The organism is Erythrobacter epiphyticus, from assembly GCF_034653295.1.
Classification (GTDB): domain Bacteria; phylum Pseudomonadota; class Alphaproteobacteria; order Sphingomonadales; family Sphingomonadaceae; genus Erythrobacter.
The window spans coordinates 37,705-53,576 of sequence record NZ_JAYEEU010000006.1 but is presented as its reverse complement, the minus strand read 5'-3'; the positions used below and the strand labels follow the sequence as shown (position 1 = coordinate 53,576).

General features: G+C 66.1%; 11 protein-coding genes. 9 read left to right on the top strand and 2 right to left on the bottom strand.

The features are described 5' to 3' along the window. The first annotated feature begins 42 nt into the window (after positions 1 to 42). Complete coding sequence (locus SOQ14_RS04695; protein ID WP_322896903.1) at positions 43 to 1,005, top strand: NAD(P)H-binding protein; 963 nt, start codon at positions 43 to 45, stop codon at positions 1,003 to 1,005. Here SOQ14_RS04695 and SOQ14_RS04690 read toward each other — a convergent pair. Then, the gene (locus tag SOQ14_RS04690) at positions 1,002 to 2,903 is read right to left on the bottom strand and encodes a beta-galactosidase (RefSeq protein ID WP_322896902.1); all 1,902 of its coding nucleotides are present in this window, start codon (positions 2,901 to 2,903) and stop codon (positions 1,002 to 1,004) included. The genes SOQ14_RS04695 and SOQ14_RS04690 overlap by 4 nt on opposite strands. Further along, a complete protein-coding gene (locus SOQ14_RS04685; protein WP_322896901.1) occupies positions 2,900 to 5,005 on the bottom strand; it encodes an alpha-galactosidase in 2,106 nt (701 codons plus the stop codon). Before SOQ14_RS04685 ends, SOQ14_RS04690 begins: the two co-directional genes overlap by 4 nt. Before the next feature lie 99 nt (positions 5,006 to 5,104). Between SOQ14_RS04685 and SOQ14_RS04680 the strand changes: the two genes are divergently transcribed. The 8 genes from SOQ14_RS04680 to SOQ14_RS04645 all read left to right on the top strand — a co-directional run bounded on the left by SOQ14_RS04680 (position 5,105) and on the right by SOQ14_RS04645 (position 15,773). Next, the gene (locus SOQ14_RS04680) at positions 5,105 to 6,580 is read left to right on the top strand and encodes a sodium:solute symporter family transporter (RefSeq protein ID WP_322896900.1); all 1,476 of its coding nucleotides are present in this window, start codon (positions 5,105 to 5,107) and stop codon (positions 6,578 to 6,580) included. Continuing rightward, positions 6,577 to 7,617: a UDP-glucose--hexose-1-phosphate uridylyltransferase gene (locus tag SOQ14_RS04675; protein ID WP_322896899.1), complete on the top strand. Its 1,041-nt coding sequence runs from the start codon at positions 6,577 to 6,579 to the stop codon at positions 7,615 to 7,617. Before SOQ14_RS04680 ends, SOQ14_RS04675 begins: the two co-directional genes overlap by 4 nt. Before the next feature lie 3 nt (positions 7,618 to 7,620). Further along, complete coding sequence (gene galK / locus SOQ14_RS04670; RefSeq protein ID WP_322896898.1) at positions 7,621 to 8,799, top strand: galactokinase; 1,179 nt, start codon at positions 7,621 to 7,623, stop codon at positions 8,797 to 8,799. Between the two features lie 74 nt (positions 8,800 to 8,873). Next, on the top strand, positions 8,874 to 9,866 hold the full coding sequence (locus SOQ14_RS04665; protein WP_322896897.1) for an ArsR/SmtB family transcription factor: 993 nt from the start codon (positions 8,874 to 8,876) through the stop codon (positions 9,864 to 9,866). Next, positions 9,866 to 10,798 carry a methylenetetrahydrofolate reductase [NAD(P)H] gene (gene metF, locus SOQ14_RS04660; RefSeq protein WP_322896896.1) on the top strand — a complete coding sequence of 311 codons (933 nt, stop codon included), beginning with the start codon at positions 9,866 to 9,868 and terminating at the stop codon, positions 10,796 to 10,798. Before SOQ14_RS04665 ends, metF begins: the two co-directional genes overlap by 1 nt. Then, entirely contained in the window at positions 10,795 to 11,838 is a 1,044-nt protein-coding gene (locus SOQ14_RS04655) for a homocysteine S-methyltransferase family protein (RefSeq protein WP_322896895.1), read from the top strand. Before metF ends, SOQ14_RS04655 begins: the two co-directional genes overlap by 4 nt. A 115-nt stretch (positions 11,839 to 11,953) precedes the next feature. After that, the gene (metH, locus tag SOQ14_RS04650) at positions 11,954 to 14,566 is read left to right on the top strand and encodes a methionine synthase (protein WP_322896894.1); all 2,613 of its coding nucleotides are present in this window, start codon (positions 11,954 to 11,956) and stop codon (positions 14,564 to 14,566) included. 31 nt (positions 14,567 to 14,597) lie between these two features. Next, complete coding sequence (locus tag SOQ14_RS04645) at positions 14,598 to 15,773, top strand: serine hydrolase domain-containing protein (protein WP_322896893.1); 1,176 nt, start codon at positions 14,598 to 14,600, stop codon at positions 15,771 to 15,773. The last annotated feature ends 99 nt before the right edge of the window (positions 15,774 to 15,872 follow it).

Below are 15,872 nucleotides of genomic sequence, written 5' to 3'. Positions count from 1 at the left end.
CGCCCCGTTGACCTTGTCTCCAACGGCGTTACTCACCGGCCCATGGCTGAGACTGACCACCCGACGCCGCCACCCCATCGCGTGATCATTGCCGGGGCAAGCGGGACTATTGGCCGCGCGGTTGTGCGCGAATTCGTGGCGCGCGGCGCCGCGGTGACAGCCCTGCTCAGGCCGCAGGGCAAGGCCGGGCGGGCGCTCCCCGAACTGGCCGGGGCGCATGGCATCACGGTTGCGCTTGATGATGCCGCGGGTCTCGCTGCCGCTTTTGCCAAGGCGCAGCCCGAAGTTGTGATCTCGTGCATTGCTTCGCGCAGCGGCGGGCCGAAGGATGCCGACAAGGTCGATCGCCGCGCCAATCTCGCCTTGCTCGCGGCGGCCAAAGGGGTGGGCGCGCAGCATTTCATCCTGCTTTCGGCGATCTGCGTGCAAAAGCCGCTGCTTGCCTTCCAGCACGCCAAGCTTGCCTTCGAGGCCGAGCTGCGCGGCAGCGGCATGGATTACACCATTGTGCGGCCCACCGCCTTCTTCAAATCGCTGTCGGGCCAGTTGAAGCGGGTGAAGCGGGGCAAGCCCTTCCTGATTTTTGGCGACGGGGAGCTTACCCGCTGCAAGCCGATTTCGGACGATGATCTGGCGCGCTTCATCGCGGATTGTGCAGCCGATCCGGCGCGCCGCAATGCGATCCTGCCGATTGGCGGCCCCGGCCCGGCGATCTCCTTGCGTGAGCAGGGCGCGATGATCTTCGAATTGCTCGGCAAGGAGCCGCGTTACAAATCCGTATCGCCCGGCCTGTTCACCAAGGCGGAAAAGCTGCTAGCGCTGGGCGCGGGCTGGTCGGACTGGTTCGCCGAAAAGGCCGAATATGCCCGCATCGCGCGCTACTATGCGACGGAGTCGATGCTGGTGCTAGATCCGGCAACGGGCACCTACCGTGCCGATCTCACCCCCGAATTCGGGAGCGAGACGCTGCGCGATCACTATGCCAAGGCGCTTGCCGCGCTTTAACGTCCCGCGATGTGCCAGCTGGCCGGGGCGAGGGTTTCGCCGAGATGTGGCACTGCGACCGGCTCGGCGGCGTAGTTGAAGGTGAAGGCGTGGGTCGCCGTGCGGCGCACGCGGATGCCTTCGGGCAGATCGAGCACGGCTACCCCCGCCTCGCCCGCCATCCGCTCGACCAGCAGGCGCAGCAATGCGCGGTCGGGCCAGATCGCGCAGTAGCGGATGTTGGCGTGGCGGTAGACCACCCCGCGCCCCGCGCTGTCCGTCAGTTCGGGGGCGAGGTCGCTCGCCACGTCCTCGCGCCAGCGGGTCACCGCGAAGCCGTCTGCCGCCTCGGCCACCCCGTCCCGCAGGCTTTCGACGCGGGTGACGGTGAGCGGGATCAGGTCTCGCACCTCGCCCGGAGCCAGCCCTTCGGGGATCGTGAAGCTCTGCGTCTTGCTGCCTGTTCGCGGGCCCAGCAGCACCGGGCATTCGAGCGCCGCCATCTTGGCCGCAAAGCCATCGGGCATGATCGGCAGGGTCGGCACCAGCACCATCCTGTAGCCGGAAAGGTCCGCATCCGGGGACACGATATCGACATCCAGACCCCGAACACGCAGCGCCTGATACAATTCGAACGCCAGTTCGAGATAGCGGAAGCTCGCCCCCTGCGGCTGGATGCCGATCACCCACGCCGCCTCATAGGCAAACACCAGCGCGACCGGGGCCTGCGCGGTCGCTTGCTTGCCGATGGCGGCGAGGACTTCGGCTGCCTTTCGCACCTCGGGCGCGGCTTCGGCTTCGGTGCTGTCGGGGCGCAGCAGGCCGGCGTGCATCTGCTCCTGCGCGAAAGGGGCCTGCCGCCAGCGGAAGTAGCTCGTCAGCTCCGCGCCGTGCGCGCAGGCTTCGAGCGTCCACAGTGCCACCATCCCCGGCAGCGGCGCGGGGTTGAACCGCGCCCAGTTCACCGGGCCGGGCTGCTGTTCCATCACCCCCCAGCGGCCGCCTGAACAGCCGCGGTAGAGATCGTGGTGGAAGGCGGCGATATCGGGGTGGCCCTGCCTGAGGTAGGCGGCCTTCTCCTCGCCCGAGAACCAGAACTGTTCGAGGAAACCGAGCGGATAGGAATCCCAAGTCGCCACGTCGATATCGCGGCCCACGGCATGGTGATCGAACTCGGTGAAGAAGCCCATGAAGTTATGGGTGATGTCCACGCCGGGTGAGTGCGCACGCAGGATATCCACCTGCTCGCGGTTGAAGCTGGCGACCTGATCGGAAGCAAAGCGGCGGTAGTCGAGCCAATGCGCCGGGTTCGCCTCGGTGACGGTGAGGTGCGGGGGATCGACCTCGGCGAAGGAGCGATACTCCATGCTCCAGAACACATTGCCCCAGGCCGTGTTCAGCGCTTCAACCGTACCGTAACGCGCCGCCAGCCAGCCCCGGAACGACGTGGCGGCGGCGTCGGAGAAGCTCAGCACGGTGTCATGACAGCCAAATTCGTTGTCGGTCTGCCACATGTGAAGCGCGGGGTGCTTCCCATAGCGCTCGGCCAGCGCGGTGACGATCCGGCGACATTCGGCGCGATAGCCCTCGTGGCTGAAGCAGTAGTGGCGGCGCGAGCCGAAGCCGCGCGGGCGGCCCTGCTCGTCGATGGCGACCATATCGGGCATCTGATCGACCAGCCACTTGGGCGGGGTCGCGGTGGGCGTGCCGAGGATGACCTTGAGGCCCGCCGCGTGAAGCGTGTTGATAGCACGGTCGAGCCAGCCCCAGTCGTAGTGTCCGGGCTCGGGTTCGAGGCGGCTCCATGCGAATTCGCCGATACGGACGAGCGAGAGGCCCATCTCCGCCATGCGCCGGGCATCCTCGGCCCACCATTCCTCCGGCCAATGTTCGGGATAGTAGCAGCAGCCGAGTTTCATTGCGGCAATCTCTCCAGCACGACGAGCCACGCGGTTTCGGGATGGGTGAGGGGGAGGGCGAGGCCCTGCGTCATCAGCGCGGTGCCCGACAGGACGAGCCCCTCGCGCCACTGCTCCGGCGCGGCGAGATAGTGCCTCGCGCGTGGTGGCCATGGCTCGGGGAGGGTCACGCGGTAGCGCGCATCAGGCTCGAGACCCGCAAGCCTTACCGGCGCGGCGTCGAACACCGGGGAGAAGGCGGTCTGGGCCACCAACGCCAGCGCTCTGCCCATGTGGGTGACCATCATCCCGGTGACGTTCGGATCGGGATGCGCGAGCCGCCACAGCGCGCCCGAATGCAGCACGCCGCGCCATTGCTTGTAGAGCGCGATATGCGCGGCCAGCGTGGCGCGTTCCTTGTCGGTCATGCGGGCCGGATCGGCCTCCACGCCCATGTGGCCGAAAATCGCCACCTTGGCGCGGAAGTCCATCGCGAGGCGGCGTCCGGTGATCGGATTGGGCGAGGGGCCGACATGGCTGCCGAGCACGTCCAGCGGCAGGAATTGCGACCACGCGCGCATGATCCTGAGGCGCTCGATGGCGTCGTTGTTGTCCGAGGGCCAGACGCGGTGGACGCGCGAGAGGACGCCGAAGTCGATCCGCCCCCCGCCGCTCGAACAGCTTTCGATCTCCACCTTGGGGTGGGCGGCACTCAGGCGGTCGAGGAGGGCGTAGAAGCCATCGGTCTGGCCGGGGCGCGAGGGGAAGAGGTCGCGGTTATGGTCCCACTTGAGGTAGGCAATGGCGTTCTCGCGCAGCAGCGCGTCGAGCCGTTCGAACAGGTAGGTGCGCACCTCTGTCCGTGCCATGTCGAGTGCCAGCTGCCCGCGCATCGTGCGGCGTTCCTGTCCGGGCGCGTGCAGACACCAGTCGGGGTGTTGACGATAGAGGTCGCTGTCGGGCGAGACCATTTCCGGTTCGACCCACAGGCCGAAATCCATCCCGAGAGCGTGGACACGCGCGATCAGCGGGCCGAGGCCGTTCGGGAAGACATCGGGCGAGACGAGCCAGTCGCCGAGGCTGGTCTGGTCGTTGCGGCGGCCCCCGAACCACCCGTCGTCCAGCACGAAGCGCTCGATGCCGAGGCGGGCGGCATCCTCCGCCAGTGCGATCAGCTTGTCCTCGGAGAGGTCGAAGCCGAGCGCTTCCCACGAATTGAGGTGCACCTTGCGCGGCCCCCAATCCTTGCGGACAGGGAGTACATCGTCTCGCAGATGCGCATGGAACGCCCGTGCGAGTGCGCTGCGATGATCCGCTGTCGCAAACAGGGCAGGGGGCGTGGCCCGGCTTGCGCCAGGGGCAAGCATGATCTCCCCCGGCTGCCAGCTTGCCGCCAGTTGCAGCAGCGCAGTGCCATCACCCGCGCCTGCGCTGTCGCATTCGAGCCGGGTGATGAAATCCCCGCTCCAGGCAAGATGCGCGCCCAGCACTTCCTGCCCCGGCCCGTGGAGCAACAGCCAGTTGCCGCCATCAAACCCCGGCTTGCCGCCGTGCGACTTGCGGTGGAGGCCGTCAGGCGCGATTGTGCGGCGATGTTCGTGGAGCTCGCTCGCCCAGCGGCCTGCGTAGCTGGTGCATTCGGTAAAGCGGGCGGGCACGGGCAGCGCGAGCGAGGCAAGCTGTTCGATCTCGAGCGGCGCGGTGCCGTGATTGGTCAGCACGGTGTGGCAGCGCACCACATCGCCCGCACCGATCTGCCAGTGGAGCACCGCTTCGATCTGCGCCGCTTCATCGCGCAAGGTAAGGGTCAGGGCTTCGTGCGTCGCTTCCCAGCGCGCCAGCCGCAGATCCGTCGTCAGCCGCGCGCCGCCGCGGCGCAGCACCACCGCGGGGCTGGTCATCAGGCCGTGCTTGGCTTCGGGCAGGAGCCCGGCAACCGGCGGCACATCAGGCTGGTTTTCGTGACGCCCGCGTGCGCCTGCTGTATCAAGCGCGGCCAGATCCTCGCCTGCCGGGAGCTTCGCCCCGGCATGGATCAGCCGCGCGGCGCCGTCTCGGGCGCAGGCAAAGACCAGTGTCAGCGCGTGGCCATCAAGCCGGACATGAGCGGGTGTATCGGACAAATCGTCTCACTTTCATTGCGCCGGTGATGGAGGCCGGGCAAGCCCTTGCCGATCCGCGGCACATCGGCTGTAACCGCGCAGAACCGCTTGCGAAAGAGAATGATGCGCGAAACCCTGCCATCGGCCAGCCTGCTTCAGATCGGTGTCTGCCTTGGCCTGACGGCGCTGGTCGCGCTGGCAACCTGGGCAACGATCCGCCGCACCCGTCATGACGGATCGAGCAAGGACGTGTTCCTTGCGGGCAAGGGATTGTCCTGGCCCTTCGTTGCTGGCTCGATCACGCTCACCAACCTGTCCACCGATCAGTTGGTGGGAATGAACGGTAACCAGATGGCGCTGCTGGCATGGTGGGAGATCGCGGGCTTTGCCGGGCTGCTGATCCTCGCCCTCGTGTTCGTCCCGATCTATTACCGCGAAGGCTGCACCACGGTCACCGAATTGCTCGAACGGCGCTATGGCGGACGCAGCATCCGCACGCTGATTGCCGGGCTCTTCCTCGCGGGCAATGTGCTGATCTATCTGCCGGCCGCGCTTTATTCGGGCGGGCTGTTCATGCAATCGCTGTTTGGCGGGAGCGTGTCGATCATCGCCTATGCCGCCGTGCTGGCGGTGATTTCCGCTGCCTACACCATGCTGGGCGGGCTGCGCGCGGTGGCGGTGATGGACACCTATTCGGGCGTGGGCATTCTCGGCCTTGCGCTGCTGATCGTCGTGCTGGCGCTGGCCGCCGTCGATTTCGATATTGTCACCGGCGTGCCGCCTGAACGCCTCACGATGATCGGCGGGACGGATAGTCCGATCCCGTTCCACACGCTGTTCACCGGCATGATCTTCATCCAGATCTTCTACTGGTCCACCAACCAGAACCTCACCCAGAAGGCGATGGCTGCGCCCACTATCCGCGAAGCGCAGAAAGGCGTGATCGCCGCCGCGATCATCCGCATCCTGATTGTGCCGCCGATCGTGGTGATCCCCGGCATTGTCGCCTTCAAGCTGTTCGGGCAGGTCGGTGATGCGGCCTATGGCCGGCTGGTCGCCGAAGTCCTTCCGCCGTGGCTCGCTGGCGCCTTTGCCGCGATGGTGGCGGCGGCGGTCATCACCACTTTCAGCGCGGTGCTCAATTCCTCGGTGGCGCTTTACGCCGTCGATTTCCATGAGCGTTTCGTCGGCGACGTGCGCGATTTCTGGAAGCTTGCCGCAGGGGTTTCGGTGCTGCTGACGGTGATCGCGATTGCGCTGGTGCCGATGTATCAATCCGCCACCAGCATCATCAACCTGCTCCAGCAACTGAACGGGCTGCTGTCGATGCCGATCCTTTCAGCCTTCATCGCGGGGCTGATGTTCCGGGGGGTGAGCGCGCCTGCCGCGATTGCCGGGGTGGTGTGGGGCGTGGCGCTGTATGGCGCTTTCACCTTCCAGTTGCAGCCTGCCGGGATCATCGCGCTGCATTACATTGATTTCATGGTGATCACGCTGGTGACGAGCGTGATGGCCGCGCTGGTCAGCAACCGGCTGATGGGCGGGCGCGCCACTTTCGCGCCGTTCTGGCGACAGCCGGCAGAGGCCCGGCCATGACGGCGGCCTTCACCCGCCCGCATCGCCGGTTCAACCCGTTGGCGAACCGCTGGGTGCTGGTCTCACCCCAGCGGCTGCAACGGCCGTGGAAGGGGGAGGAAAGCCCGCCCGAGCCGCTCCCGCCCGTCTATGATCCGGCGTGCTACCTGTGCCCCGGCAACACCCGCATCGGGGGCGAAACAAACCCGGCCTATCGCGGGGTACATGTCTTCGCGAATGATTTCCCCGCGCTGACCGAAGCGCCGGATGAGGCTGCGGGCGATGATCTGCTGCGGGCAGAAACGGCGCGTGGCACGTGCCGGGTGATCTGTTTCTCGCCCGATCATGCCAAAACCCTGCCGCTGCTCTCGCCCGAGGCCTTGCGCGCCGTGGTGGATTGCTGGGCTGATCAGACCGCCGAACTCGGCCAGACTCATGCCAGCGTCCAGATCTTCGAGAACAAGGGCGCGATGATGGGCTGTTCCAACCCCCATCCGCACGGGCAGATCTGGGCAACCGGCCATGTGCCCGATGCCGTGCGCATCGCGGATGAAAGCCAGCGCGCCTACATGGCCAAGCATGGCCGCGCGATGCTCATGGATCTTGCCGCGCGCGAGATCGCCGTGGGCGAGCGCGTGGTCGAACAATCCGCGCATTGGCTCGCCATCGTGCCGTTCTGGGCCGAATGGCCGTTTGAAATCCTGCTGCTGCCGCGCTTTCCCGCCGCGCGCCTGCCCGATCTGTTCCCCGATCAGCGCGCTGATCTGGCCGGCATGCTCAAGGCAGTGACCACGCGGTACGACAATCTGTTCCGCACCAGCTTTCCCTATTCAATGGGCTGGCATCAGGCGCCGTTCGCCGATGCGCGCGCGCCGCATTTCCAGCTTCACGCGCATTTCTACCCGCCCTTGCTGCGGTCGGCACAGGTGCGCAAATTCATGGTCGGCTATGAGATGCTGGCCGAACCCCAGCGCGATCTGACGCCTGAGCTTGCCGCCCGGATGCTCCGCGCGGTCGATGGCCGGGTGCATTATCGCAGCGCAGGGGAGACAGGCTGAACCATGGATCGCCGTGAGCACTTGATGGCCCGCGCCGCTGCGGGCTACCGCGAGGCCTTCGGGGCCGCGCCTGCGCGCTTCTATGCCGCGCCCGGGCGGGTCAACCTTATTGGCGAGCATGTCGATTACAATGGCGGGCTGGTTCTGCCCTGTGCGATCGACCGCGAAACGGTGATCGCGCTCGGCCCGGCTGAAGAGGGCACGGCGGATGCCTGTGTCGAAGCGGTTGCGATTGATATGGCGGGCGCGCGGGGGCGGGTCGATCTGGCGGGGCCCATCACGCCGGGTGCGCAGGAATGGGAAAACCATCTGCGTGGGGTAATTGCGGGGCTCGCAGAGCGGGGCCATGCGGTGGAACCCGCCCGGTTGGCGATTGCGGGCGACGTGCCGATGGGGGCAGGGCTGTCCTCGTCCGCGTCGCTCGGCGTGGCGCTGGCGCTCGCCCTGTCCGATGCCAGCGGCGCGGCTTTGGCCCCGGCAACATGGGCGCAGATCGCGCAAGGCGCCGAGAATGATTTTGCCGGCTGTGCTTGCGGGATCATGGATCAGATGGCGTCGGCCTGCGCCAGCGCGGGGCATGCGCTGCTGCTTGATTGCGCCAGCCTTGAACACCGGCCAGTGCCGATCGCGCCCGGCCTTGCGATCATGGTGATCGATACCGGGATCAGGCGGCAGTTGACGACCAGCGCCTTCAACCAGCGCCGCGCTGAATGCGAGGCGGCCGCGGCGCATTACGGCGTTGCCCTGCTGCGCGATCTCTCGCCCGAACGGCTGGTGGCGGATCGCGGCGCGCTTGATGAGGTGCTCTTCGCCCGCGCGCGCCATGTGGTGCACGAGATCGCGCGGGTCGAACGCGCGGCAGATGCGCTGGCCGCTGGCAAGACCGCCGTTCTGGCCGAGGTGATGGCCGCTTCGCATTGGTCATTAAGCGAGGATTTCGCCGTGTCGCTGCCCGCGATTGATGCGCTTGTCAGCCTTGTCGCCGATGTGCTGGGCGACGCGGGCGGTGTCCGGCTGACAGGGGCAGGCTTTGGCGGCTGTCTGGTGGCGCTGGTCGCCGAAGAGATGACAAGCGCGGTACGCGACGCGATTTCAACACGCTATAATCCCGGCGCGGCCCTGCCGGCCCGTGCCGAGGTCTTCGCCGCGCAAGCCGGAGCGGGCCTGATCCGCATCGGCTGATCAGGGCATCGGCGGCACATTCACGACGCCAAATGGATTTACAGATATAAAAATATCTTTATATCCTTCCCGTCATGATCGTCGAGGATATCTTCAAGGCGCTGGCCGATCCGACCCGCCTGCGTATCGCCCGTCTGCTCGGCACGATGGAGCTTGCCGTGGGCGAGTTGGCACAGGTGCTCGGGCAGAGCCAGCCGCGCGTGTCGCGCCATGTCGGCATCCTGTGCGATGTCGGCCTTGCCGAACGGCGGCGTGAGGGCAGCTGGGTGTTCCTGCGCCAGGCCGATGCCGAAGGCCCGCACGCTCCGATCATCGAAGCGGTGCAAACCACGCTGGCGATTGCCGAGACGGCCGAGCCTGCTTTTGCCGCGCTTTGCGATGCTGATCGCAGGAAGCTTGCCGCGATCCGGGAGGCGCGCGAGGCAGCGGCGGAAACCTATTTTGCCCGTCATGCCAGCGAATGGGATGATCTGCGCGCGCTCCACAGCCCCGATGCCGAGGTCGAGCATCGCCTCGCCGAAGCGCTTGCGGATGCCCCCCTCGGCGCACTGCTCGATATCGGCACCGGCACAGGGCGCATGGCGGAACTCTTCGCACCCCATGCCGAACGCATCGTCGCGCTCGACAAGAACCTTGAAATGCTGCGCGTCGCCCGCGCCAAACTGCAACACCTGCCGACCAACCTGATCGAGCTGGTGCAGGGCGATTTCACCGATCTGCCTTTTGCTGATGCCAGCTTTGATACGGTCATCCTGCATCAGGTGCTGCACTTTGCCGCCGATCCCGTCCCCGCGCTGGCCGAAGCCGCGCGCGTGCTGCGGGGCGGCGGGCGCATCGCGATTGTCGATTTCGCCAGCCATGACCGGGAGGAATTGCGCACCCGCCACCAGCACGCCCGGCTCGGCTTTTCCGATCGCCAGATGGCCGAATTGCTGCGCGATGCCGGGTTCAAGGCGGGCGCACCGCTCGCGCTCGCCGGTGATGCGCTGATCGTGAAGATCTGGATCGCAAGCCGCCGGGGCGCTGCCCCTAACAAGACCCCCGCCGCCCTCACGGAAACCGTCTGATGACCCCGACTCTTGACCAGCTCCACGAATATCGCACCGCCACTGACATGCCGCTGTTCTCGGGCCTGCCGGGGGATGTTGCGGTGAGCTTTGAATTCTTCCCGCCCAAGTCGGAGAAGATGGAAGAACAGCTGTGGGATGCGGTCACGCAGCTTGCCCCTCTCGAGCCGAGCTTTGTTTCGGTTACCTATGGTGCAGGCGGTTCGACCCGCGAGCGCACCCATGCGACGGTCGCGCGGATCATTTCCGAAGCGCGCCTTCCGGCGGCTGCGCACCTCACCTGTGTGGCGGCGAGCAAGGCCGAAATCCGCGAGGTTGCCGAGCAATATTGGGATGCAGGCGTGCGCCATATCGTCGCGCTGCGCGGCGATGCGGGCGAGCCGGGTGCGCCCTTCACCCCGCACCCCGAAGGCTATGCGAGCGCGGCGGAGCTGGTCAGCGGGCTGAAGGCGATTGCGCCGTTCGAGATCAGTGTGGCGGCCTATCCTGAAACCCATCCCGATGCCTTGTCCCCGCAGGACGATATCGACAATCTCAAGCGCAAGCTGGATGCCGGGGCGAGCCGCGCGATCAGCCAGTTCTTCTTCTCGCCCGAGACTTTCTTCGCCTTTCGCGACAAATGCGCGGCGGCGGGGATCAATGCCCCGATCCTGCCGGGTATCCTGCCGGTGACGAACGTCGCGCAGGCGCGCAAGTTCGCGAGCGCCTGCGGGGCCGAATTCCCGATGTGGATGGACGGGCTGTTCGAAGGCCTCGACGAAAAGCCCGCCGCGCGCCAGCTGGTCGCCGCCACGGTCGCCGCCGAGCTGTGCCGCCGCCTCTATGCGGGCGGGGTGCGCGACTTCCACTTCTACACCCTCAACCGCCCCGAGCTTGCCTATGCGATCTGCCACATGCTCGGGAAGCGCCCCGTTACGGAGAACGCCGCATGAGCAAGCGTGACCAACTCCTCGCCGCCGCGAAGGACCGCGTGCTGATCTTCGACGGTGCCTTCGGGACGCAGATCCAGCTGCGGAAGCTGTCGGAAGAGGATTACGCGGGCGATCTCGGCCTGCCCGCCGACCAGAAGGGCAATAACGACATCCTCGCCCTGACCCGCCCCGACGTGCTGAGCGACATCACCCGCGCCTATTTCGAGGCAGGGTCGGATATCGTCTCGACCAATACCTTCTCGGCCAACCGCATTTCGCAGGCCGATTACGCCGCCGAGGGTCTGGTGCGGGAGATCAACGTGGCCAGCGGCCGACTCGCCCGCAAGCTTGCCGAGGAGTTCGAGGCGAAGGATGGGCGGCCCCGCTTTGTCGCAGGCGCGATCGGGCCGACCAACAAGACACTTTCGCTCAGCCCCGACGTCGAAGACCCGGGCTTTCGCGAGATCGACTTCGACTATCTGGTCGACGTCTATCTCGAACAGGCGCGAGCGCTGGTCGAGGGCGGGGTCGACTTCATCCTGATCGAGACCGTGTTCGACACCTTGAACGCCAAGGCCGGGATCATGGCGGTCAAGCAACTGGAGCGGGAACTGGGCCGGGAAGTGCCGGTGATGATCTCGATGACGCTCACCGACCTGTCGGGCCGCAACCTGTCGGGCCACACGGTCGAGGCGTTCTGGTATGCCGTCCGGCATGCGAAGCCGCTCACCATCGGCCTCAATTGCAGCTTCGGCGCGGAGCAGTTGCGCCCGCACGTCAAGGTGCTTTCGCAGATCGCCGACACGCTGCTGATGATCTACCCCAATGCCGGGCTACCCAACGAGCTCGGCGAATATGACGAGCTGCCCGACACCACCGCGGGGCTGGTCAAGGACTGGGCGGACCACGGACAGGTCAATATCCTCGGCGGGTGCTGCGGGTCTTCGCCGGCGCACATCGCCGCGATTGCGCGGGCGGTGGCGAAGAGCGAACCACGCGCCGTGCCGACCCCCGAACCGGCGATGAAGCTGGCGGGGCTTGAGGCCTTCATTGCCGCTTAGAAAACAGAGAACCAAACCCCGTTCGTGCTGAGCCTGTCGAGGCACTGTCCTTTTCTTAAGAAGAGAAGTGCAGCCCTTCGACAAGCTCAGGGCGAACGGAAGTGAGAGAGATCACGTGACCCAACCCTCCTCCTCCCGCTTCATCAATATCGGCGAGCGCACCAACGTCACCGGCTCGGCGGCGTTCAAGAAGCTCATCATGGCGGGCGATTACGCCACCGCGGTGGAAGTCGCGCGCCAGCAGGTCGAGAACGGCGCGCAGGTGATCGACGTCAACATGGACGAAGGGCTGCTCGATGCGGTCCACGCCATGACGACCTTTTTGAAGCTGATCGCCGCCGAGCCCGACATCGCCCGCGTGCCGGTGATGATCGACAGCTCGAAGTTCCACGTGATCGAGGCCGGGCTGAAGTGCGTATCCGGCAAGCCGATCGTCAACTCGATCAGCATGAAGGAAGGCGAGGCCCAGTTCCTCGAACACGCGCGCATCTGCATGGATTACGGCGCGGCGGTGGTGGTCATGGCCTTCGACGAGGTCGGACAGGCGGATACCAAGCAGCGCAAGGTCGAGATCTGCAAGCGCGCCTACGACTTGCTTGTCGCGGAAGGCTTCCCGCCCGAGGACATCATCTTCGATCCCAACATCTTCGCGGTCGCGACCGGCATTGAAGAGCACAACAATTACGGCGTCGATTTCATCGAGGCGGTGAAGGAGTTGCGCGAATTGTGCCCCCACGCGCACTACTCCGGGGGCCTGTCCAATCTCTCCTTCAGCTTCCGCGGCAACGAACCGGTGCGCAGGGCGATGCATTCGGTGTTCCTCTACCACGCGATCCCCGCCGGGCTCGACATGGCGATCGTCAATGCCGGGCAGCTCGACGTTTACCACCAGATCGACCCCGCTTTGCGCGAAGCCTGCGAGGACGTGATCCTCAACCGCGACCCTGACGCGACCGAGCGCCTCATCACCCTCGCCGAAAGCTTCAAGGGCAAGAACGTCGCCGACGAGAAGGCCGCCGAGGAATGGCGCGGCTGGGCGGTCGAGAAGCGGCTCGAACACGCGCTGGTCAAGGGCATCGACGCGCATATCGTCGACGACACCGAACAGATGCGCGCCGCCATCGCCGCCAAGGGTGGCCGCCCGATCGAGGTGATCGAAGGGCCGCTGATGGACGGGATGAACGTGGTCGGCGACCTGTTCGGCTCGGGCAAGATGTTCCTGCCGCAGGTGGTCAAATCCGCGCGCGTGATGAAGAAGGCCGTCGCCCACCTTATCCCCTTCATCGAGGCCGAGAAGGACTTGCTCCCCGAAGAGGAGCGCAAGGCCAAGGGCAAGATCATCATGGCGACGGTGAAGGGCGATGTGCATGACATCGGCAAGAACATTGTCGGCGTGGTGCTCCAGTGCAACGGCTACGAGGTGATCGACCTCGGTGTCATGGTGCCCTGGCCGACGATCCTCGCCGCCGCCAACGACAACAAGGCGGACATGATCGGCCTCTCGGGCCTCATCACCCCCTCGCTCGACGAGATGGTGACGGTCGCCGAGGAAATGCAGCGCGCGGGCATGACCATGCCGCTGCTGATCGGCGGGGCGACCACCTCGAAGGTCCACACCGCGCTCAAGATTGATCCGGCTTACGAAGGCCCGGTGATCCACGTGCTCGACGCAAGCCGCGCGGTGGGGGTGGCGTCCAAGCTCCTGTCCGACACCCAGCGTGACGAATATGTCGCGCAGGTCGAGGATGAATATATCGCCGTGCGCGATGCCCGCGCGGGCAAGGGGCAGAGCGAATTGCTCTCGCTTGAAGAGGCGCGGGCCAACGCCTTCCCCTGCGATGTGTCGCAAAAGCCCGCCGCCCCCGCGCAGCCGGGGCTGCATGTGTTCGACGACTGGAGCCTCGCACACCTGCGCGATTTCATCGACTGGACCCCCTTCTTCCGCGCCTGGGAACTCCACGGCAATTACCCCGCGATCCTCACCGACGAGGTGGTGGGCGAGACCGCGACCCAGCTCTTCGCCGATGCCAACGCGATGCTCGACCAGATCATCGCGGAGAAATGGCTGACCGCGCGCGGCGTGGCGGGGCTGTGGCCGTGCGGGCGCGACGGGGACGACATCGTGCTCGACAATGGAACGCGACTCCCGATGCTGCGCCAGCAGGTCAAGAAAAGCCGCGAGCGGGCGAACATGTGCCTTGCCGATTTCATCGACGAGGGCGGCGACTGGATCGGCGGATTCGCGGTGGGCATCCACGGGATCGACAGCCACTCGGCCCGCTTCCAGGCCGACAAGGACGATTATTCGGACATCCTGCTGAAGGCGCTGGCGGATCGTTTCGCCGAGGCTTTCGCCGAAGCGCTGCACCAGCATGTGCGCACCACGCTGTGGGCCTATGCGCCGGGAGAGCAGCTCGACAATGCCGCGCTGATCAAGGAGCAATATCGCGGCATCCGCCCCGCGCCGGGCTATCCCGCCTGCCCCGATCACTCGCTGAAGCCGATCCTGTTCGATCTGCTCGATGCGCCCAAGAACACCGGGCTGACGCTCACCGAAAGCTTCGCGATGTGGCCGACGGCAGCGGTCAGCGGCTTCTATTTCGGCCACCCCCAGGCCGAATATTTCGGCGTCGCCCGGGTGGGCCGCGATCAGCTGGAGGATTATGCGCAGCGGCGCGGGGTGGAGCTTGCGACGGCCGAACGCTGGCTGCGGCCGAATCTCGATTGACGCGGAGCGCAGGGCGGCGATGATGGGCGGCATGTTCCGCCGCTTCCTCGCCGCCATGCTGTTCATCGCCGCCCCGGCCGCCGCGCAGGACGCCCCGCCACCCGCAACGGTGGTGGTCGCCTTCGACCGCGAGAACATTACCCCGCTCATCGTCGAAGGGCTGGCGAACAAGGAGACGGGCCGCGCGCTCGAAGCCAATGATCCGGTGCGCATCGCCTCGATCTCCAAGCTGATCATGGCGCTGACCGCGCTCAGGCTGATGGACGAGGGGAAGGTCGATCTGACTCGCGACGTTTCGGATTATCTCGGGTGGCCGGTGCGCTCACCCTATCATCCCGATGCGCCGGTGACGCTCACCGACCTGCTGTCGCACCGCGCGGGGTTGTCTGACAAGGCGGGCTATATCATCCCGCTGGGTGAGAGCTTGCAGGCCAAGTTCGCCGATCCCGCTGCGTGGCGCGACGTTGATTATCCCGGCGCGGCCGCATTCCAATATGCCAATCTTGGCTCGCCGCTCATCGCAACGGTGCTCGAAGCGGCAAGCGGGGAGCGGTATGATCGGCTTGTCGAGCGGCTGGTGTTTGCGCCCTTGGGGGTGAAAGCCTGCCTCAACTGGACCCTATGCGATACCGATATGCAGGCCCGCGCCGTCACGCTCTATCGCGATACCGGCGAAGTGGCCCGCGATGCGCCGGAGGACTTGCCGCCGAATTGCACCATCCCCGTGGCCGAGGGTCAGCCCTGCGATCTGGCCAGCTATGTCCCCGGCACCAATGCCTCGATCTTCTCGCCGCAGGGCGGGGTGCGGATCGGGATGATCGATCTGGCCAAGATCGGACAAGCGTTGTTGCGGCGGCGCGAAAGCGGGTTCCTTTCGCATAGGGCGCAGACGCACTGGTTTGCTCCGATGGTGCGCTCGCGGCCCGGTGACGGCGCATTCTTCTGCACCTATGGCCTTGGCCTCCAGCTTATCGAGCATCCCGATCGCGATTGCAGTGACAAGCTGTTCGGCGATGGCCGCATGCGGATGGGTCATTCGGGGGAGGCCTATGGGCTGCAATCAGGGCTGTGGGTCGACGCGTTCCGGGCGGGCCTTGTCTATTTCACCACCGAAGTCCCTCCGCCGCCCGGCGGCGAGGATACCGGCGGCTTCACCGACCGCGAAAAGGCGCTGATCGCGCGCGCCACCGCGCTTCTGGCACCCTGACGCAACATCCCGTCACATTTTGCGCGCAATTCGTGCGCAAAGCCTCACACCGCGGATTGACGCGCGATTGTGCATCCGCGAAAGGACGAGGGCCTGCCG

What these genes read in the sequence shown, in the direction of transcription:
- SOQ14_RS04680 (WP_322896900.1), top strand. Translation starts at nt 5,105, where the DNA reads ATGATGCGCGAAACCCTGCCATCGGCCAGCCTGCTTCAGATCGGTGTC.
- galK (WP_322896898.1), top strand. Translation starts at nt 7,621, where the DNA reads ATGGATCGCCGTGAGCACTTGATGGCCCGCGCCGCTGCGGGCTACCGC.
- SOQ14_RS04655 (WP_322896895.1), top strand. Translation starts at nt 10,795, where the DNA reads ATGAGCAAGCGTGACCAACTCCTCGCCGCCGCGAAGGACCGCGTGCTG.
- SOQ14_RS04665 (WP_322896897.1), top strand. Translation starts at nt 8,874, where the DNA reads ATGATCGTCGAGGATATCTTCAAGGCGCTGGCCGATCCGACCCGCCTG.
- SOQ14_RS04675 (WP_322896899.1), top strand. Translation starts at nt 6,577, where the DNA reads ATGACGGCGGCCTTCACCCGCCCGCATCGCCGGTTCAACCCGTTGGCG.
- SOQ14_RS04645 (WP_322896893.1), top strand. Translation starts at nt 14,598, where the DNA reads ATGTTCCGCCGCTTCCTCGCCGCCATGCTGTTCATCGCCGCCCCGGCC.
- SOQ14_RS04695 (WP_322896903.1), top strand. Translation starts at nt 43, where the DNA reads ATGGCTGAGACTGACCACCCGACGCCGCCACCCCATCGCGTGATCATT.
- SOQ14_RS04690 (WP_322896902.1), bottom strand. Translation starts at nt 2,903, where the DNA reads ATGAAACTCGGCTGCTGCTACTATCCCGAACATTGGCCGGAGGAATGG.
- metF (WP_322896896.1), top strand. Translation starts at nt 9,866, where the DNA reads ATGACCCCGACTCTTGACCAGCTCCACGAATATCGCACCGCCACTGAC.